Genomic DNA, 18,165 nt, shown 5'->3' on the forward strand with positions numbered 1-18,165 from the left:
GCATGTTTGAAGCCTCACCGATTAGTAAAGTCTCGGTGGTCATTCCCGTTTTTAACGAACAGGAAAGCCTGCCAGAATTAATCAGGCGCACCAGCGCCGCCTGCGAAAAACTGGATACTGAATATGAAATCCTGCTCATTGATGACGGTAGCAGTGACAATTCAGCTCAACTGATGATGGACGCCTCCCAGGCACCGAACAGCCATATTGTCTCTATTCTGTTGAATCGAAACTATGGGCAACACTCGGCGATTATGGCCGGTTTCAGCCACGTCACTGGCGACTTGATCATCACGTTGGATGCTGATTTACAAAACCCGCCCGAGGAGATCCCACGGCTGGTTGCCACGGCAAAAGAAGGCTTCGATGTCGTCGGAACGGTGCGTCAGAACCGCCAGGACAGCCGCTTTCGTAAGACCGCCTCACGGATGATCAATCATCTGATTCAGCGCACGACCGGTAAAGCCATGGGCGATTACGGCTGCATGCTGCGCGCCTATCGCCGTCACATCGTCGATGCCATGTTGCATTGCCAGGAGCGCAGCACCTTTATTCCAATCCTGGCTAACATCTTTGCCCGCCGCGCCACGGAAATCCCGGTACACCATGCCGAGCGTGAATTTGGCGACTCAAAGTACAGTTTCATGCGTCTGATAAACCTGATGTATGACCTGGTAACCTGCCTGACCACCACGCCATTGCGTATGTTGAGCTTGCTGGGCAGCATCATTGCCGCCACAGGTTTTACCCTGTCGGTCCTGCTTGTGGTTCTTCGCCTGACGCTCGGCCCGCAGTGGGCGGCAGAAGGTGTGTTTATGCTGTTTGCCGTGCTGTTTACCTTTATCGGCGCGCAATTCATTGGCATGGGATTACTCGGCGAATATATCGGTCGCATCTATAACGATGTCCGCGCACGCCCTCGCTATTTTGTTCAACACGTTATCCGTCCACAAACCACGCAGTCAACTGAGGAAAACCGCGCATGAAAGCCGTCGTATTTGCCTATCACGATATGGGATGTCAGGGGGTTCAGGCCCTGTTGGATGCGGGTTATGACATCGCTGCTATTTTTACGCATGCCGATAACCCAGGTGAAAAAGCGTTTTTTGGCTCAGTTTCCCGCCTCGCTGCCAGCGCAGGAATTCCGGTGTACGCTCCTGACGAGGTCAATCATCCGCTGTGGATCGAGCGGATCGGCCAACTCGCCCCCGATGTGATCTTCTCATTCTACTATCGCCATTTACTCAGCGATGAGATCCTGCGTATTGCGCCTGCGGGAGCCTTTAATCTGCACGGCTCATTGCTGCCCAAATATCGTGGCCGTGCACCGCTGAACTGGGTATTAGTCAATGGCGAAACCGAAACAGGTGTGACGCTTCACCGCATGGTCAAGCGCGCAGATGCCGGTGCCATCGTCGCCCAGCAACGCATTACCATTTCCCCCGATGACGTGGCGTTAACCCTGCACCATAAATTATGCCAGTCTGCCCGCGAGGTACTGGCGCAGGCGCTGCCAGCCATCAAAGCCGGTGATTTTCAGGAATACCCACAGCAGGAAGCCGACGCCACCTGTTTTGGTCGCCGCACGCCGGAAGATAGTTTCCTCGACTGGAACAAACCCTGCGCACAACTGCATAACATGGTTCGCGCCGTGTCCGATCCATGGCCTGGTGCATTTAGCTATGCCGGTACACAAAAATTCACCATCTGGTCATCACGCCAGAGTGCAAATACATCTGCGGCGCTGCCGGGAACGGTTATCTCCGTATCACCATTGCTGATTGCCTGTGCCGATGGCGCACTCGAAATCATTACCGGGCAAGCGGGTGATGGCATTACCATGCAGGGCTCACAGCTGGCACAAGTTTTGGGTCTGGTTGCCGGTTCTCGCCTCAACAGCCAGCCCGTTTCCGCCAGCAAACGTCGCACCCGCGTGTTGATCCTTGGCGTTAACGGTTTCATTGGCAACCACCTGACCGAACGTCTGCTGCGCGAAGATAACTACGAAATCTACGGGCTTGATATTGGCAGCGATGCGATTGAGCGTTTTCTGCAACACCCACGATTCCATTTTGTGGAAGGTGATATCAGCATTCACTCCGAATGGATTGAATATCATGTGAAAAAATGCGACGTCGTGCTGCCACTGGTCGCCATTGCCACGCCGATTGAATATACCCGCAACCCGCTGCGCGTCTTCGAACTCGATTTTGAAGAAAACCTGAAAATTATTCGTTACTGTGTCAAGTACCGCAAACGCATCATTTTCCCGTCAACGTCTGAAGTCTACGGTATGTGTACCGATAAAGACTTCGATGAAGACAGCTCCAACCTGATCGTCGGCCCGGTTAATAAACCGCGCTGGATCTACTCGGTCTCTAAACAACTGCTGGATCGCGTCATTTGGGCATACGGTGAAAAAGAAGGATTACGTTTCACCTTATTCCGTCCGTTTAACTGGATGGGACCGCGTCTGGACAGCCTGAACGCCGCACGTATCGGCAGTTCACGCGCCATTACCCAACTGATCCAGAATCTGGTGGAAGGCTCTCCCATCAAGCTGATTGAAGGCGGCAAGCAGAAGCGCTGCTTTACCGACATTCGTGACGGTATCGAAGCCCTGTTCCGCATCATTGAAAACGACGGCGGACGCTGTGACGGCGAGATCATCAATATCGGTAATCCGGATAATGAAGCAAGTATTCAGGAACTGGCTGAAATGCTCCTTTCCTGCTTCGAAAAACATCCATTGCGCCAACACTTCCCGCCGTTTGCTGGTTTCCGTGACGTTGAGAGTAGCAGCTACTATGGCAAAGGCTACCAGGACGTTGAGCACCGCAAACCCAGTATTCGTAACGCCAAACGTTGCCTGAACTGGGAACCAACAATCGAGATGCAAGAAACGGTTGAAGAGACGCTGGACTTCTTCTTACGCAGTGTGGATATCACGGAACACACATCATGACCAAAGTGGGCTTGCGCATAGATGTCGATACATTCAGGGGGACACGTGAAGGCGTGCCCCGCCTGCTGGAGACATTGAACCGGCATAACGTTCGGGCAAGTTTCTTTTTTAGCGTCGGGCCCGACAATATGGGACGCCATCTCTGGCGCCTGGTGAAGCCGCAATTTTTGTGGAAGATGCTGCGCTCAAACGCAGCATCACTCTACGGGTGGGACATTTTACTGGCCGGCACCGCCTGGCCTGGAAAAGAAATTGGCCTGGCCAATGCGGCCATCATTTCGCAAGCTGCCCGGTATCACGAAACAGGCTTACACGCCTGGGATCATCATGCCTGGCAATCACGAAGTGGCAACTGGAACGATAAACAGCTGATTGATGATATTTCGCGGGGCATTAATGCGCTCGAAACGATCATCGGCCAACCCGTCACCTGCTCTGCCGTCGCTGGCTGGCGTGCCGACTCGCGCGTCGTCGAGGCGAAAGAAACATTCCATTTGCGCTATAACAGCGATTGCAGGGGAACATCGTTATTCCGTCCTGTACTTGAAACAGGAGAAATGGGGACGCCACAAATTCCGGTCACGCTACCGACATGGGATGAGGTGGTTGGTCAGGAGGTACAGGCAGCGGACTTCAACGACTATATTCTCTCCCGTATTCAGCGGGACAAAGGCACCCCGGTCTACACGATTCACGCAGAGGTGGAAGGCATTGCTTTTCAGCAGAAATTTGACGATCTGCTCATTCGTGCCGCCGACGCAGGAATTACGTTTTGTCCGCTGGGCGAACTGTTACCAGACGATATCAGTACACTGCCAACGGGCCAGATCGTTCGTGGCAAAATACCCGGCAGAGAGGGATGGCTCGGCTGCCAGCAACCCGCGAGTGTGACACCATGAAATCCGCACGTTACGCCCTGGCATTTGTCGCATTTATTGCACTGTATTTTATTTTACCCATCAATAGCCGCCTGCTCTGGCAGCCCGACGAAACGCGCTATGCTGAAATCAGTCGGGAAATGCTGACGTCTGGCGACTGGATCGTCCCACATTTTTTAGGGCTACGCTATTTTGAAAAACCCATCGCGGGATACTGGTTAAACAGCATCGGGCAATGGTTGTTTGGTGCAAACAACTTTGGCGTCAGGGCGGGGGCTATTTTTGCAACCCTACTGACTGCACTTCTGGTCGCCTGGCTGGCAATGCGGCTATGGCGTGACAAACGCACGGCCATACTCTCTGCCGTCATCTTTCTAACGTTTTTCTCTGTTTACAGTATCGGAACCTATGCGGTACTTGATCCCATTATCGCGCTGTGGCTAATGGCGGGCATGTGCTGTTTTTGGGAGGGAATGCAGGCCACCACCAGAACAGGTAAAATTGTCGCCTTTTTGCTGTTAGGACTCACCTGCGGCATGGGCGTGATGACCAAAGGCTTTCTCGCGCTCGCTGTCCCCGTCCTCAGCGTGCTGCCATGGGTTTTCGTGCAAAGGCGCTGGAAAGAGATCTTTATTTACGGTCTGTTGTCGATTATCAGCTGTATTGCCATTGTCCTGCCGTGGGGGATGGCGATTGCACAACGCGAATCTGACTTCTGGCACTACTTTTTCTGGATTGAGCATATTCAGCGTTTTGCGCAGGATGATGCCCAACATAAAGCACCATTCTGGTACTACATACCGGTTTTCGTGGCAGGTGCCTTACCCTGGCTCGGGCTACTACCGGGCGCATTGCGTACCGGCTGGCGTGAACGGGATGTACCACGTAGCGCCTTATACCTGCTGAGCTGGATTATTATGCCGATACTGTTTTTCAGTATCGCCAAAGGGAAGTTGCCAACCTATATTCTTTCCTGCTTCGCACCGCTGGCGATCCTTACCGCGCGGTTTGGCTTGCAGGCTGCTGAAAAAGGTTCTGCAGCCCTGCGCGTCAACGGTTGGATCAATATTCTGTTCGGTGTTATTGGTATTGTCGCCACATTTATCGTGTCCACGCTCGGACCGTTGAAGACACCGGTCTGGTCGCATATCGAAACGTATAAAGTGTTTTGCTCATGGGGTATCTTTATCACCTGGACACTATTTGGCTGGTATACGCTTAATAACAGTGAAAAAAACTGGAAATTAGCAGCGCTCTGCCCGCTGGGGCTGGCGCTGTTGTTCGGCTTCTCAGTACCTGACAGGGTAATGGAATCCAAACAACCACAGTTTTTTGTCGAGATGACCAAAGAGTCACTGGAGTCGAGCCGTTATATTTTCACCGACAGTGTTGGCGTTGCCGCTGGCCTGGCCTGGAGCCTGAAACGCGATGACATCAACATGTACGGGCAAACAGGTGAGTTAAAATATGGCCTTAATTATCCGGATGCCCAGGGCCGCTTCGTCAGTCGGGATGATTTTGCCGGCTGGTTGGCGCAACATCGTCAGGAAGGGATCATTACGCTCGTGCTATCAATTTCGAAGGATGAGGATATTAATCAGCTTGCCATTCCTCCCGCTGACTATATCGACAATCAGGGGCGCCTGGTCTTGATTCAGTACAGGCCTAAATGATCTGGCTAACCTTAGTCTTTGCCAGCCTGCTCAGCGTCTGTGGACAATTGTGCCAGAAGCAGGCCACCCGCCCGGTACCCGCCCACGCGCGAACACGCTATATCGCGCAGTGGATTGGTCTGGCGCTGGCCTGTCTGGGACTGGCCATGCTGCTCTGGCTGGCAGTATTGCAGAATATTCCCGTCGGTATCGCCTACCCAATGCTAAGCCTGAACTTTGTATGGGTCACGCTGGCGGCATGGAAAATCTGGCGCGAACCTGTCACAACGCGTCACTGGTTGGGGGTTGGGCTACTCATCACCGGCATCTTTATTCTTGGGAGCGCGGTGTAATGGGCATCTTTTGGGGGCTGTGTAGCGTGATTATTACGTCGGTTGCTCAGCTAAGTCTGGGTTACGCGATGGATAATCTGCCGCCCATGCAGCAACCGCTGGCGTTTATCTCCGCCGTTTTTTCAACCAGCAGCAGCGCATTCGCCTTATATGGCGGGCTGGTAGGTTATTTACTGTCAGTGATGTGCTGGCATAAAGCCCTGCATCAGCTCGCGCTGAGCAAAGCCTATGCCTTGCTCAGCCTCAGCTATGTGCTGGTGTGGATAGCATCAATGATTTTACCTGGCTGGCAGGGAACCTTCTCAATAAAAGCCCTGGTGGGTGTGCTGTGTATTATGGTGGGATTAATGACCATATTCTTACCTGCCCGCCAACACACGCCCTGAGATCATTTATCGTCAGACAGTTGTCGCAGACGCTCCCATTCTTCGCAAAGATACTGTCTGGCATCAATGATTTTAATCACTCGCGATGTGTCACGGTTAATACAATACTGGGCATCTTTTAGCGGTGACAGGAGATCGCCGGCTTTTACACGCTCGCTGGCTTGCGCTTCAGCCAGCATTTTCAACGAACCACCAGTATCACTAAGTACAATATAGAGCCTCCCTGCTTTTTGGTTACAGCAAGACTTCTTCACATGCCATTCCATAGCGCACCTTTTGCTAATGATTTTCACAATAGGTTACACTTTAGCAGATAAACCAAAGGACAATGGCCCAGGAATGGCAATTATGCGAGATAAATTTAATGTTTTCTTAAGCTTTACCGCGGATACGGACCCACTCCAGCAGCGCCCGGCGAGAAATCTTAATACCACCGCTTTTCAATTCTGCGGGTAAGGTTAGCCAACGAACGGGTTGCTGGAAACGTGCCAGCTTATCTTTCACCCATTCTGCCAGATCAATACTTCCGACTTCGGCATCGTACTCCACAACCGCAACGGGGCGATGACCAAACTCTTCATCTTCGATTGGCACAATAAAAGCCTGCAGAACATGGGGATGCGATACAATTACGCGCTCCACCTCTTCCGGTTGGATCCCTTCTCCGCCACTGAAAAACAGGTTGTCCATCCGCCCGACAAGGGTTAACTTGCCATCATGCACGATGCCGCGATCGCGGGTGGCAAACCAGCCTTGCGCATTAACCAGCGGATAAAGCTGTCCGTTACGCCAGTAACCTTGCGCCATGCTGGCGGCACGAAGCCAGACTTCATCATCAACAATCCTGACTTCTCTGCCCGGTAGTGCAGAGCCGACATCTGCCTTACCATCAGCTTCTTTCGCACAAACCGTGGAGGCAAATTCTGTTAACCCGTAACCGCACCAGCAGCGAATACCCTGCTCACGCGCTTGTTCAGTCAATTCAACAGGAATCGCTGCACCGCCCAGCAACACGGCCTTTAGCGATACCGGTGTGTTATTGACCAACAGTCGCCAAAGCTGCGTGGGAACCAGCGAAGCATGGGTACAACCCGCCAGCATCTGCTCTAACGGTTGCTTATCGCGCACGGTCATACGTGCGCCCGCAAACAACCAGCGCCACATTATCCCCTGACCGGAAACGTGAAATAACGGTAGCGAGAGCAGCCAGTCATCGTCTTCGCCAAATGGCATCAGTGACAGCACCCCCTGCGCACTCGCCAAATGCGCCTGACAAGTATGTACCGCCGCTTTAGGCAGTCCGGTTGAGCCGGAGGTTAACGTCATTGTGCTCAAGCGCTGAGGCAACCAGACGGCAGCATGCTCGCCAGACTGTTCCAACATCCGCAGCGGTGTCAGGCCCGGAAGCGGACTTTCGCCTTCCAGATCCAGCGCAAAACGCAGCGTCAGATCCGGAATTAACACATCCAGCAACGACGGTGGCAACTGCGGGTTCACAGGTAAAATTCGTGCCCCGCACTGCAACAATGCCAGCCAGGCCAGCAGCGGACGGGGATGATTCCAGGCGCGGAGCAATATGCCATCGCCCTCTTCTACCCCTTGAGCCGCAAAGCCGCTTGCCAGACGATCGACTCGCGCACAGAGTTCGCCCCAGCTTAACACCTCATCGTTGAGGCGTAAGGCTGGCGCGTCCGCACGAGCCTGTCGCCAGTGACGCCACGGCCAGTCAGTAAAATCAGGCGTGTCGGACAACCGCTCCAGGCCCGATGCGCTTGCGCCATCGGGCATTTCCCACTGGGTCATAGCAATCGTTCCAGCGCATCTATCTCAATGCACGGCAACGTACTGCCCGGCCAGGTGCGCACCTGCTGGCACTGCATCAGGCTGAGCGTATCCAGACCAGGGATAGTCTGTGGCGTCAACCAGGCAGCAATGCGCGCCAGCTGGGTTAAGCCCAGGCTCGATTCGATAGAGGAGCTGATCACGGCGGTGAGACCGAGCGCGTGTGCGGCTGCAACCTGCTCACGAACCTTGTCGAGGCTACCCGTCAGCGTGGGCTTGATGACGACAGCCTTCACGCCCTCTTCGGCCATAAAGGTGAAATCGGCTTCACGCAGACTTTCATCCCAGGCAATGGCAATCCCTGTTTCACGTGAGAACGCGCGGGAATCATCACGGGTTTTACACGGCTCTTCGAGGAAGGCAATGCGCCCGCGATACTCAGGATTGACATATTTCGCAAACTGCTGGGCTTTCAGCGGCGTCCAGGCACGATTGGCATCAAGCCGCAGGTGCAGTTCCGGGATCGCCTCCAGCAACAGGTTGACGACCATACCGTCGCGAACAGCTTCATACAGACCGACTTTTACCTTCGCAACTTTCTCGCCAGGCATGTCTGCCAATTGCAGCACCAGATCGTCAGGATCACCTGTACACAACGGCGCAGCACGATAGTCCGCCGCCTCAGGCAACGTACCCGCAAGCTCGGCCAGCGCACAGCTAACACCAAATGCAACGGCAGGCAGCTGTGGCAAGGATGAATCCCCCTGCAGCCAACCGTTGACCCAGGCCAGCAGCGCAGTTTGCGCCTCTTCCCAGGTTTCCTGGCTGAAGCCCGGTAGTGGAGAGATCTCTCCCCACCCTTCGCGCTCGCCGTCACGAAGACAAACGTACAGCCCGTCACGCGTTTTTAACCGCCTGTCACGCAAAATCACCCCCGCGTCCATGGGGATCTGCCAACGGTATACCTGCGCGCTACGCATTACGGATTCCGTTTGAATTTGCTGAAGTCAGGCTGGCGTTTCTGGTTAAAGGCGTTACGGCCTTCCTGACCTTCTTCAGTCATGTAGAACAGCATGGTCGCGTTACCGGCCAGTTCCTGCAGACCCGCCTGACCATCGCAGTCGGCATTCAGTGCAGCTTTCAGACAACGCAGCGCCATCGGGCTGTTTTGCAGCATTTCACGACACCAGCGCACCGTCTCTTTTTCCAGATCGACCAGTGGAACCACGGTATTGACCAGGCCCATATCCAGCGCCTGTTTTGCATCGTATTGACGGCACAGGAACCAGATTTCACGTGCTTTTTTCTGACCGACGATACGCGCCATGTAGGACGCACCCCATCCTCCGTCGAAGGAACCGACTTTCGGGCCAGTCTGACCAAAGATGGCGTTTTCAGCCGCAATAGTCAGATCGCACATCATGTGCAGCACATGGCCACCACCGATGGAATACCCTGCCACCATCGCGACAACCGGTTTCGGACACGTGCGGATTTGGCGCTGGAAGTCCAGCACGTTCAGATGATGCACGCCGGAGTCATCCTGGTATCCGCCGTAATCGCCACGTACTTTCTGATCGCCACCCGCGCAGAACGCTTTATCGCCCGCACCGGTCAGAATAATCACGCCAATATTGTCATCATAGCGAGCATCCGCCAGCGCCTGAATCATCTCTTTGACGGTGACAGGACGGAAAGCATTGCGTACCTGCGGACGATTAATGGTGATTTTTGCGATACCGTCGGTGGATTTCTCATAGCGAATGTCGGTGTAGCCTTCAGAGCAGTCGAGCCATTCTACCGGTGCGTAAAGCATTGTTTCATCAGGATAGATCATAAAATGTCCTATAGTCAGCGACGCAGAATCTGAGCCAGACAGTCCACCACGCCAGCGGGATTGTCCCGATGCGCGTTGTGTCCGGCGTTACGAATCACATGGTTCGGTACGGATATTTCCGCCGCCAGAGCGCGGAATTTATCGTCACGTTCACCACATAAATAATAAAACGGAAATGTGCGCGTTTTCAGTTGCACACGTAAATCAGGTTGTACGGCCAGCGAGGTGGCTTCCAGCATTGCCGCCAACGTTTCACCCTTATTCTGGCAGCGTAAAGCGACCAGCGCCTCTCTTTCGGTCGCATCCAGCGAAGCGAAAACTGGTTGCTGGTACCAGTCATTAAACACATCGTGCAACGGCTCACGGCGAAAACGTGCGGCCCAACGACCATCTGAAAGACGGCGCTGAACGCGCTCATCTTCATGTTGTAAGCCAGGGTGCCCACCTTCAACAACCAGACCGCAGAGTCCCGGCATCCCCTGACAGGCCGCCATCATTGCGGCTCTGCCGCCAAGGGAATATCCCACCAGCCAGTAGTTAAGTATGTTGTAACTAAGCAGCGTGTTACGCAGCAAATCGCTGACGTCATCAAATCCGTTCACGCTGATATCAGCAGAACCGCCGTGGCCAGGCAGGTCGATATACAACCGCGAATAGTCGGGGAATGCTTCACCGACCGCCTGCCATTCCCGGCGATCACCGGAAAATCCGTGCAGGAAAACCAGCCAGGGGAAATCCACCTGACCCGTGTTCGCCTGCGCGTGCAGGATCATAGATGACTGACCTGTGCCAGCAGTTGCTGCAGGGTTTGCGCCCCGTCAGTTTCATTCACTACCAGCTCAATCACCGTTGCCACCGGAGTACGCCAGGCGTTCGTCAGCGCGCTCTCCAGTTGCGCCCAGTTCTCCGGGCGGTGATATTTGAGGTCAAACATAGCCGCGGCATGCTCAAAATGGACGTTCTGCGGCATCAGGTAGAACCGTTCACGTTCGCCTGGCGGGGTTGGCAGCAGAGAGAAAATCTGTCCGCCGTTATTATTCACCACAATCAGGACAAACGGTGCGGAAACCTGGCGCAAAAGCGCCAGCGCATTCAGGTCATACAGCGCGGATAAATCGCCAACAATAGCCAGCGTCGATTTCGCACTGGCACGCTGTACGCCAGCCGCCGTTGATAGCAGACCGTCAATGCCGCTCGCACCGCGGTTGCTGTAAACCGGGAAACCTGCCGGAAGCTGAGACAGCGCGTCAATCAACCGTACAACCAGGCTGTTCCCCACGAACAACTGTCCCTGCTCTGGCAGATACTCGCGAATACGGTGCGCCAGCTGTGCTTCGCCAAACGTGTCGCGGCGGGCTTCTACCGCCTGCCATGCCTGTTGCGCCAGCCGCGGGATCTCCACACACCAGGGCTGGCGTTTCTCTGCCGGATGCAGCTCCAGCCAGTCGCCTACTTTTGCCACCAGCCGGCGTCCACGATGATGAGCCGGATCCAGACGTCCTTCGATATTGTCGACAATCCAGAATTCCTGTGGGTTGCAATTGGCCTGCCATTGCAGCAACCGTTTACCGGTCAGACTACTGCCGAGCTGCACCACAATCTGCGCCTGCTCTAATTCTGCTACCGCTTTCGCGTTCCCCAGCCACAGATCGGCGCAGGGCAACGGCTGTCCGGTTTGCGACAGCACATCACCAATGAGTGGCCAACCTAATGTCTGCGCCCAGAGCGCAACTTTCTTGCCCTCTTCGGCGCTCATGCGCCCGGCAAGTACCACACCACGTTTTTGCCGCCAAAAAAACCAGTCGCGCTGTTTATCACTTTCCAGTCGACGCGCTTCGCGCAACCAGGGTTTATCATCCTGCCACCAGTCACCAAGACGCTGCTGCCAGGCCAGACCCGTTTCGTCCATCTCGCCATACAAGGGTTCTGCAAACGGACAGTTAATATGAACCGCCCCGCTATGCAGCGCGGCTAAGGCATTATCGATAGTAGACACCAGCCAGCTTGCCGGAATGTCCTGCGTCGGGCGTGGTAAAGAGAGCGTTTGCGACGGATGCGACGCAAACATGCCGGCCTGACGAATCGCCTGGTTAGCGCCACAGTCAATAAGCTCAGGCGGTCTGTCAGCGGTGAGTAAAATCAGTTTTTCACCGGTCAGCCCTGCTTCAATCAGCGCCGGATACAAATTCGCTACCGCCGTACCAGAGGTGACAATAACGGCAACAGGTTGCCTGCTGACTTTCGCCAGGCCTAAGGCGAGATGTCCCAGTCCGCGCTCGTCAAAATGGGTATGATGAATGAAAGCGGGATTTTCCGCTGCCGCTAAAGTTAACGGCGTCGAACGAGAGCCAGGGGCAATGCAAACATGCCTGACGCCGTGGCGAGTGAGTGCTTCCAGAATGACCGCCGCCCAGCGTCGGTTAAATGCGCTTACTGACATGAGATTGTCCGGTATCAATATTGCGACACAGTATAAAGAATCGAATAAATGGATTTTTGATATGAGTCGGGAATATACACGAAATCATTATCCTTCCATCTGTAATAAAGTACGTAACCCTGCCGCTTTATTATCTATTTCTTGCCATTCTTGCTCAGGATCTGAACCGCGCACGATCCCCGCCCCGGCATACAGGCGTACGACGTTTGCGCTAATTTTCGCTGAACGTAATGACACGCAAAACTCACTCTGACGCAATGAAAGATAACCCGCGGAACCGGCATACCACTCGCGTTCAAAGGGTTCATTATGTTGGATAAATTCACGCGCCAGCTCGCGCGGAATACCCGCTACGGCTGCAGTAGGCTGTAGTTGTACCAGGCAAAGCGTATCGTCCGCCTGATTGAGCGCAGTCCAGATACAGCGGCGCAGATGCTGTACTTTGCGCAGTCTGAGTACCTGCGGCGGCAGGACATCGAGGGTTTGCGTACAGTTTTGCAGCCGTTGGCAAATATCTTCCACCACCAACATGTTCTCACGCTGATTTTTATCGTCCTTCATCAGCCATTCACCAAGCTGCCAGGCGCGATGATCGTCAGGGTGATTGGCGACTGTTCCGGCCAGCGCCTCAGTGCGCAGTGCCGTGTCTCGCCGTCTATACAGACGTTCAGGGGAAGAACCAAGAAAAGCAGATTCGGCGGAAAACGCCATATAGAAGTGGTAACAGTTGAGATTTAAACGACGACTGGAGGCCATAACAGCCGCGGCATTAACTGGCTGAGAAAACTGTAAATCGGTCGCACGCGCCAGCACCACTTTGTCGAGTTCTTCCTCAGCAATGGTCTGCGTGGCAAGCTCAATAAGGCGAACCCAACCGTCTTTATCCGGCCAGTGCTGTTCTCCCGTCAAAAACAAACGCAATGCGGGAAGCGGTTTTACCTGCGCAAGTGTTGAAATAAATGCAGCGGCCTGCGCGGCATCTTCACGCAACGACACGTCGCTATACAGATGTAGTCGTAAGGTCGCAACCCCGGCACAGCGTCGCCATTCCAGGCGAGGCAGCAATAAATTACCGCGCTGCGGCTCAAACGCATTCAGGCCCCAGACACGCAGTTCGGGGTGATTATCATGTTGGCGTAAAAACCGTTGGGCGGATTCCAGTGAGGTGAATGTCGCAACGGCGCCCAGCACAGCCGCTTCTTCATCGCCGTTACGTTGCTGCCAGTAAAACTGAGGCCAGACGGGCTGGCTGGCCAGCCATCCTAAAGCGTCAAAAGCATCGTTCAGTGGGAAAGGTATGTCGTAAATACGAATGCCAGGTGCTGCCGGTATCTCTTGCGACAAAATGCGCATCAGACTTTCCAGCGCAGTAGTGATTGAATGCACGCGGACCTCTCCCTGTTAAAAACCTCTCATTATACGGGGTACTGAGCAGAAAAAGCAGTACCCCCGTATAGGGAGTGCGATGACAGCGCTATATTTATCGCCGTGCCAGCAATAATCCCATCACTAAACCAACTGTCGCCCCCACGCCGATCCCACGCCAGGGTTTTTCGTGTACATAGTCATCTGCCCGGCAAACTGCCTGCTTTGCTCGATAATAGTAACTGTCAGAGGCGTGACTAACGCGGTTTCTCACCTCTTCTAACGCCTGCTCAGCCCGCGCTTTCAACTCAAGGTACTTCTGGTCGGCAGGATCGCCGGAAGAACGTAGCACTTCTGCCAGCGTTTCGCTCAACAATTCCAAATCGTCATCAATACGTGATTCGTAAGAATGAAAAGACATTATATTCTCCCTTTCTATTGACGTACCCGCTAACTATAGACGACAGGGGCTGTTTACGCTTGATGACCCTCACGCGCCATGCCGATGTGTGGAATACCATCTTCGTCATAGATCTCCGTGACTGGAACAAAACCAAATTTTGCATAAAACGATTGCAGATGCGCCTGGGCCCCCAGGTATAACGCCTTATGCGGCCAATGCTGCGTACAGGAGGCCAGCGTTTGCGTCATTAACTGCTGTCCCAATTTTTCGCCGCGTAGCGCTTCGCTGACAATCACCCGGCCAATCACTATCGGCTCCAGATCATCGTCACTTTTCAGAATCCTCGCATACGCCACCAGTTCATCATTATGCCATCCCAGAATGTGACGGTTCTCGCCGACTAAGTCGTCGCCATCCACGTCCTGATACGGACATTGCTGCTCAACAACAAATACCGCGCAGCGAAGCTGAAGAATGGCATACAGCTCCTGAACACTCAGCTTTGCATGATGGAGATCTTGCCAGTGGATCATTGTCTGCCCCTTTGTTGTGATAACCTGAACACCCTGCCTCATTGATGGCGAAAAGTGTAACGTAAAGATGGAATTACTATTTTTAGGCACGTCTGCGGGAGTTCCCACACGTTCTCGCAATGTAACGGCAATATTACTGAATCTGCAACACCCTACTCAGGCAGGTTTGTGGCTTTTTGATTGCGGCGAAGGGACGCAACATCAAATGCTTAGCACCCCGTTCAACCCAGGCAAACTTGATCGTATTTTTATCAGTCATCTGCATGGCGATCACCTTTTTGGTTTGCCAGGGTTGCTGTGCAGCCGTTCAATGGCGGGAAACGTCCAGCCATTGACGCTTTATGGCCCGAAAGGGTTACGAGAATTTACCGAAACAGCCTTGCGACTAAGCGGCTCCTGGACCGATTACCCGCTGGATATTGTAGAAATCACCGCCGGTGAGATTGTGGATGACGGCCTGCGCAAAGTGACCGCGTTTCAACTGGAACATCCGCTGGAGTGCTACGGTTTTCGTGTTGAAGAACACGACAAACCTGGTGCGCTTGATGCCAACGCGCTCAAAGCGGCAGGCGTTAAACCAGGCCCTTGTTTTCAGGATCTCAAAGCGGGAAAAACTATCGTGCTGGAAGACGGGCGCACCATTAGCGGGGCCGATTTTCTCGCCCCGGCGATTAAGGGAAAGTCCGTCGCCATTTTCGGTGATACCGGACCCTGTGCGAGCGCCATCGAACTGGCAAAAGGGGTGGACGTGATGGTACATGAAACCACGCTGGATTCGTCAATGGAGGAAAAAGCCAACAGCCGCGGGCATAGCTCCACCCGGCAGGCCGCACAGCTGGCACGGGACGCCGGTGTGGGCAGACTCATCATGACCCACGTCAGCTCACGCTACGATGCAAAGGGCTGCCAACGGTTACTTGAAGAGTGCAGAGCGCTGTTCCCGGCAACGGAACTGGCTCACGATTTCGCCATTTTCACCGTTTAACGCTTTATTTTTCCGCCTCAATGCCGATAACAGTGGAAAGGCTGGCTTTCACACTGAGGACAGGATGAACAATTTCCAGAAAGATATTGATGACAGGACCAATCTAACCTTGTCTAACCGCTTTGAGCTGCTGCTGTTTCGCCTCGGCAAATCGGTTGAAGAGCAAAAATCAGAGCTGTTTGGCATCAACGTTTTCAAACTCCGTGAAATCGTTCCGATGCCGACATTTACACGCCCTGCCGGCATGAAGGCTCCGCTGTTAGGCATGGTGAATATCCGGGACCAGGTGATTCCGGTGATCGACCTGCCTGCTGTCGCCGGATGTAAACCCGAAACCGGGCTTAATATCCTGTTGATCACAGAGTACGCCCGCAGCGTACAGGCGTTTGCGGTGGAGTCAGTAGAGAACATTATGCGCCTCGACTGGCAGCAGGTGCACACTGCGGAGAAAGCCGTCAATGGTCGGTACATCACCAGTATTGCTTGTCTGGACGACGACAAAGAAACCAACAATTTGGCGTTGGTGCTTGATGTCGAACAGATCCTGTATGACATTGTGCCGTCCAACCACGATTTACGTGCAACCGACCTGAAAACCAGCAAATTCAATATCACGCCGGGTGCGGTGGCCATTGTTGCGGAAGACTCCAAAGTTGCCCGAGCGATGCTGGAGAAGGGACTGAACGCGATGGAAATTCCGCATCTGATGCATGTCACCGGCAAAGATGCCTGGGACAAAATTCAGCAACTCTCCGAAGAGGCACAAGCGGAGGGTAAGCCTGTCAGCGAGAAAATCGCCCTGGTGCTTACCGATCTGGAAATGCCAGAGATGGACGGTTTCACACTGACCCGTAAGATTAAAACCGACGAGCGTCTGAAGAAGATCCCGGTTGTCATCCACTCTTCACTGTCCGGTAGCGCCAACGAAGATCACGTTCGCCGGGTTAAGGCCGATGGCTATGTGGCAAAATTCGAGGTCAACGAATTATCTTCTGTGATTCAGGAAGTGATGGAGCGCGCAGCAAAAGATGTTAGTGGTCCTTTGGTGAGCCGTCAGCTTTCCGCCTGATAGCCCTGACCCCATAAAAAAACCCGCCGAGGCGGGTTTTTTCGTTTCAGCGTATCGCTTACATCAGCGGCGTCGCCAGCTGCACGATGCTGATCAGCGGTTGTGGGTAGATACCCAGCACCAGCACCAACAGTGCAGAGATCAGCACCACGATACCGCCCGCGCTGTACTGCCAGTTAGACGGTGCATCGCGGTTCAGTTGCTGCGGTGCGCTCAGATACAGGCTCACAGCAACGCGCAGGTAGTAGTACAAACCAATCGCGGAGCCGGCCACCACAGCGGCAACCAGCCACCACAGGTTGGCCTGCACACCGACAGCCAGTACGTAGAATTTACCGATAAAGCCCAGCGTCATCGGGATACCCGCCAGAGACAGCATCATCACCGTCATCACTGCCGCGAGGATCGGACGATGCCAGAACAGACCGCGATAGGAGAACAGAGAGTCTGCATCCGGACCACGGTACGGGCTGGACATCAGGCTGACCACACCGAACGCGCCAAGGCTGCTGAACAGATAACCGGCCAGATACACGCCTACCGCTTCCATTGACATCTCGCCGCTCTGCAGGGCAATCAGCGCCACCAGCAGGTAACCGAGGTGAGAGATAGACGAATAACCAAGCAGACGCTTGATGTTGGTCTGGCTCAGCGCCATCAGGTTACCGAAGATGATGGAAGCAAAGGCAATCACGCCCAGCACGATACGTACCGCTTCGCTGTCGCCAACCGGCGCATACAGGAACAGACGCATCACCACGCCGAAGATAGCGATTTTGCTCGCCGTCGCCAGGAAGGTGGAAACCGGGGCCGGAGCACCCTGGTATACGTCTGGCGTCCACAGGTGGAACGGAACCAGCGAGAGTTTAAAGCCGAGGCCCACGATCATCAGACCGAAGCCCGCCAGCAGCAGCGGCTCATGCAGCATGCCGTCGCCGAGGCTTTTACCAAGCGCAACGAACGACAGGTTGCCGGACTGTGCGTACACCAGCGCCATACCAAACAGCAGGAATGAAGACGCTGCGGCAGACAGGATGGTGTACTTGATACTGGCTTCCAGTGAACGCTTCTGACGGAAGGCATAACCGACCAGGCCAAACAGCGGCAAAGAAATCAGTTCGATACCGAGGAAAAGCGCCGCCAGATGGTTAGCATTGGCGAGCAGAATTCCACCCAGCGCGGCAATTAGCACCAGCAGGTAGAACTCTTCCCGGTTGTCGTCGTAGCCTTCCAGCCATGGGTAAGCAAAGGTACAGGTAGCAAGACTCGCCAGCAGTACCAGCCCGGTGTAGAGCATGGCGAAACCGTCGACCCGCATCAGCGGGGTGACGTCCATGGCGCCCGCCTGGCCAACAAACCAGAGCGAAACCAGCGCGGCGTTAAGCCCAATGACCGACAGCGTGGCATTGAGGAAGTGATTGCGTCGCCACGCAATGGAGAGCATCACAACCACCACCGTCAAGCCGACGATCAGCAGCGGTAGCAGCGCAATCAGGTGTTGTGGAGTTATTGTCATG

At 54.2% G+C, this 18,165-nt stretch carries 18 protein-coding genes; 8 read left to right on the top strand and 10 right to left on the bottom strand.

The annotated features are described in order from the left end of the window. The first annotated feature begins 2 nt into the window (after window positions 1-2). The 6 genes from arnC to arnF are packed head-to-tail and all read left to right on the top strand — an operon-like array spanning window position 3 to window position 6,234. Window positions 3-986, top strand: a complete 984-nt coding sequence (arnC, locus tag NNO03_RS00135) for an undecaprenyl-phosphate 4-deoxy-4-formamido-L-arabinose transferase (RefSeq protein WP_005129419.1) — start codon at window positions 3-5, stop codon at window positions 984-986. Then, window positions 983-2,965 (top strand): bifunctional UDP-4-amino-4-deoxy-L-arabinose formyltransferase/UDP-glucuronic acid oxidase ArnA, encoded by a 1,983-nt coding sequence (gene arnA, locus NNO03_RS00140; RefSeq protein WP_271448523.1) that lies wholly within the window; start codon window positions 983-985, stop codon window positions 2,963-2,965. The genes arnC and arnA overlap by 4 nt, the downstream gene beginning before the upstream one ends. Then, window positions 2,962-3,864, top strand: a complete 903-nt coding sequence (arnD, locus tag NNO03_RS00145) for a 4-deoxy-4-formamido-L-arabinose-phosphoundecaprenol deformylase (protein ID WP_271448524.1) — start codon at window positions 2,962-2,964, stop codon at window positions 3,862-3,864. The genes arnA and arnD overlap by 4 nt, the downstream gene beginning before the upstream one ends. Next, the gene (arnT, locus tag NNO03_RS00150; RefSeq protein ID WP_271448641.1) at window positions 3,861-5,516 is read left to right on the top strand and encodes a lipid IV(A) 4-amino-4-deoxy-L-arabinosyltransferase; all 1,656 of its coding nucleotides are present in this window, start codon (window positions 3,861-3,863) and stop codon (window positions 5,514-5,516) included. The genes arnD and arnT overlap by 4 nt, the downstream gene beginning before the upstream one ends. Beyond that, window positions 5,513-5,848 carry a 4-amino-4-deoxy-L-arabinose-phosphoundecaprenol flippase subunit ArnE gene (gene arnE / locus NNO03_RS00155; protein ID WP_048211085.1) on the top strand — a complete coding sequence of 112 codons (336 nt, stop codon included), beginning with the start codon at window positions 5,513-5,515 and terminating at the stop codon, window positions 5,846-5,848. Before arnT ends, arnE begins: the two co-directional genes overlap by 4 nt. Then, the gene (gene arnF, locus NNO03_RS00160; RefSeq protein WP_271448525.1) at window positions 5,848-6,234 is read left to right on the top strand and encodes a 4-amino-4-deoxy-L-arabinose-phosphoundecaprenol flippase subunit ArnF; all 387 of its coding nucleotides are present in this window, start codon (window positions 5,848-5,850) and stop codon (window positions 6,232-6,234) included. The genes arnE and arnF overlap by 1 nt, the downstream gene beginning before the upstream one ends. A gap of 2 nt (window positions 6,235-6,236) precedes the next feature. On the opposite strand, the gene pmrD is transcribed toward arnF, so the two are convergent. The 9 genes from pmrD to NNO03_RS00205 form a co-directional block, all read right to left on the bottom strand. Further along, entirely contained in the window at window positions 6,237-6,500 is a 264-nt protein-coding gene (gene pmrD / locus NNO03_RS00165; protein WP_271448526.1) for a signal transduction protein PmrD, read from the bottom strand. A 106-nt stretch (window positions 6,501-6,606) separates the two neighbouring features. Continuing rightward, on the bottom strand, window positions 6,607-8,037 hold the full coding sequence (menE, locus tag NNO03_RS00170) for an o-succinylbenzoate--CoA ligase (protein ID WP_271448527.1): 1,431 nt from the start codon (window positions 8,035-8,037) through the stop codon (window positions 6,607-6,609). Continuing rightward, window positions 8,034-8,996 carry an o-succinylbenzoate synthase gene (gene menC, locus NNO03_RS00175; protein ID WP_271440135.1) on the bottom strand — a complete coding sequence of 321 codons (963 nt, stop codon included), beginning with the start codon at window positions 8,994-8,996 and terminating at the stop codon, window positions 8,034-8,036. The genes menE and menC overlap by 4 nt, the downstream gene beginning before the upstream one ends. Then, on the bottom strand, window positions 8,996-9,853 hold the full coding sequence (gene menB / locus NNO03_RS00180) for a 1,4-dihydroxy-2-naphthoyl-CoA synthase (protein WP_137384147.1): 858 nt from the start codon (window positions 9,851-9,853) through the stop codon (window positions 8,996-8,998). The genes menC and menB overlap by 1 nt, the downstream gene beginning before the upstream one ends. A 14-nt stretch (window positions 9,854-9,867) precedes the next feature. Next, window positions 9,868-10,626, bottom strand: a complete 759-nt coding sequence (gene menH / locus NNO03_RS00185) for a 2-succinyl-6-hydroxy-2,4-cyclohexadiene-1-carboxylate synthase (RefSeq protein WP_271448528.1) — start codon at window positions 10,624-10,626, stop codon at window positions 9,868-9,870. Then, window positions 10,623-12,293, bottom strand: coding sequence for a 2-succinyl-5-enolpyruvyl-6-hydroxy-3-cyclohexene-1-carboxylic-acid synthase (menD, locus tag NNO03_RS00190; RefSeq protein ID WP_271448529.1), 1,671 nt, complete (start codon window positions 12,291-12,293; stop codon window positions 10,623-10,625). Before menD ends, menH begins: the two co-directional genes overlap by 4 nt. 87 nt (window positions 12,294-12,380) lie before the next feature. Next, window positions 12,381-13,679, bottom strand: a complete 1,299-nt coding sequence (gene menF, locus NNO03_RS00195) for an isochorismate synthase MenF (RefSeq protein WP_271448530.1) — start codon at window positions 13,677-13,679, stop codon at window positions 12,381-12,383. Between the two features lie 94 nt (window positions 13,680-13,773). Beyond that, window positions 13,774-14,079 (bottom strand): stress response protein ElaB, encoded by a 306-nt coding sequence (gene elaB / locus NNO03_RS00200; protein ID WP_137384151.1) that lies wholly within the window; start codon window positions 14,077-14,079, stop codon window positions 13,774-13,776. A gap of 53 nt (window positions 14,080-14,132) precedes the next feature. Continuing rightward, window positions 14,133-14,594, bottom strand: coding sequence for a GNAT family N-acetyltransferase (locus NNO03_RS00205; protein ID WP_271448531.1), 462 nt, complete (start codon window positions 14,592-14,594; stop codon window positions 14,133-14,135). Between the two features lie 67 nt (window positions 14,595-14,661). Between NNO03_RS00205 and rbn the strand changes: the two genes are divergently transcribed. Further along, window positions 14,662-15,579 (top strand): ribonuclease BN, encoded by a 918-nt coding sequence (rbn, locus tag NNO03_RS00210; RefSeq protein WP_271440140.1) that lies wholly within the window; start codon window positions 14,662-14,664, stop codon window positions 15,577-15,579. A 64-nt stretch (window positions 15,580-15,643) separates the two neighbouring features. Next, window positions 15,644-16,648, top strand: a complete 1,005-nt coding sequence (locus NNO03_RS00215) for a chemotaxis protein (RefSeq protein ID WP_271440141.1) — start codon at window positions 15,644-15,646, stop codon at window positions 16,646-16,648. Between the two features lie 58 nt (window positions 16,649-16,706). Here NNO03_RS00215 and nuoN read toward each other — a convergent pair whose 3' ends face one another. Beyond that, window positions 16,707-18,164, bottom strand: a complete 1,458-nt coding sequence (nuoN, locus tag NNO03_RS00220; RefSeq protein WP_271448532.1) for an NADH-quinone oxidoreductase subunit NuoN — start codon at window positions 18,162-18,164, stop codon at window positions 16,707-16,709. Between the last annotated feature and the right edge of the window lies 1 nt (window position 18,165).

This window comes from Citrobacter sp. Igbk 16, from assembly GCF_028069755.1.
Taxonomy (GTDB): Bacteria; Pseudomonadota; Gammaproteobacteria; order Enterobacterales; family Enterobacteriaceae; genus Citrobacter.

Coding starts and splice junctions, on each gene's coding strand:
- arnC (WP_005129419.1), top strand. CDS start 3: ATGTTTGAAGCCTCACCGATTAGTAAAGTCTCGGTGGTCATTCCCGTT.
- arnA (WP_271448523.1), top strand. CDS start 983: ATGAAAGCCGTCGTATTTGCCTATCACGATATGGGATGTCAGGGGGTT.
- arnD (WP_271448524.1), top strand. CDS start 2,962: ATGACCAAAGTGGGCTTGCGCATAGATGTCGATACATTCAGGGGGACA.
- arnT (WP_271448641.1), top strand. CDS start 3,861: ATGAAATCCGCACGTTACGCCCTGGCATTTGTCGCATTTATTGCACTG.
- arnE (WP_048211085.1), top strand. CDS start 5,513: ATGATCTGGCTAACCTTAGTCTTTGCCAGCCTGCTCAGCGTCTGTGGA.
- arnF (WP_271448525.1), top strand. CDS start 5,848: ATGGGCATCTTTTGGGGGCTGTGTAGCGTGATTATTACGTCGGTTGCT.
- pmrD (WP_271448526.1), bottom strand. CDS start 6,500: ATGGAATGGCATGTGAAGAAGTCTTGCTGTAACCAAAAAGCAGGGAGG.
- menE (WP_271448527.1), bottom strand. CDS start 8,037: ATGACCCAGTGGGAAATGCCCGATGGCGCAAGCGCATCGGGCCTGGAG.
- menC (WP_271440135.1), bottom strand. CDS start 8,996: ATGCGTAGCGCGCAGGTATACCGTTGGCAGATCCCCATGGACGCGGGG.
- menB (WP_137384147.1), bottom strand. CDS start 9,853: ATGATCTATCCTGATGAAACAATGCTTTACGCACCGGTAGAATGGCTC.
- menH (WP_271448528.1), bottom strand. CDS start 10,626: ATGATCCTGCACGCGCAGGCGAACACGGGTCAGGTGGATTTCCCCTGG.
- menD (WP_271448529.1), bottom strand. CDS start 12,293: ATGTCAGTAAGCGCATTTAACCGACGCTGGGCGGCGGTCATTCTGGAA.
- elaB (WP_137384151.1), bottom strand. CDS start 14,079: ATGTCTTTTCATTCTTACGAATCACGTATTGATGACGATTTGGAATTG.
- NNO03_RS00205 (WP_271448531.1), bottom strand. CDS start 14,594: ATGATCCACTGGCAAGATCTCCATCATGCAAAGCTGAGTGTTCAGGAG.
- rbn (WP_271440140.1), top strand. CDS start 14,662: ATGGAATTACTATTTTTAGGCACGTCTGCGGGAGTTCCCACACGTTCT.
- NNO03_RS00215 (WP_271440141.1), top strand. CDS start 15,644: ATGAACAATTTCCAGAAAGATATTGATGACAGGACCAATCTAACCTTG.
- nuoN (WP_271448532.1), bottom strand. CDS start 18,164: ATGACAATAACTCCACAACACCTGATTGCGCTGCTACCGCTGCTGATC.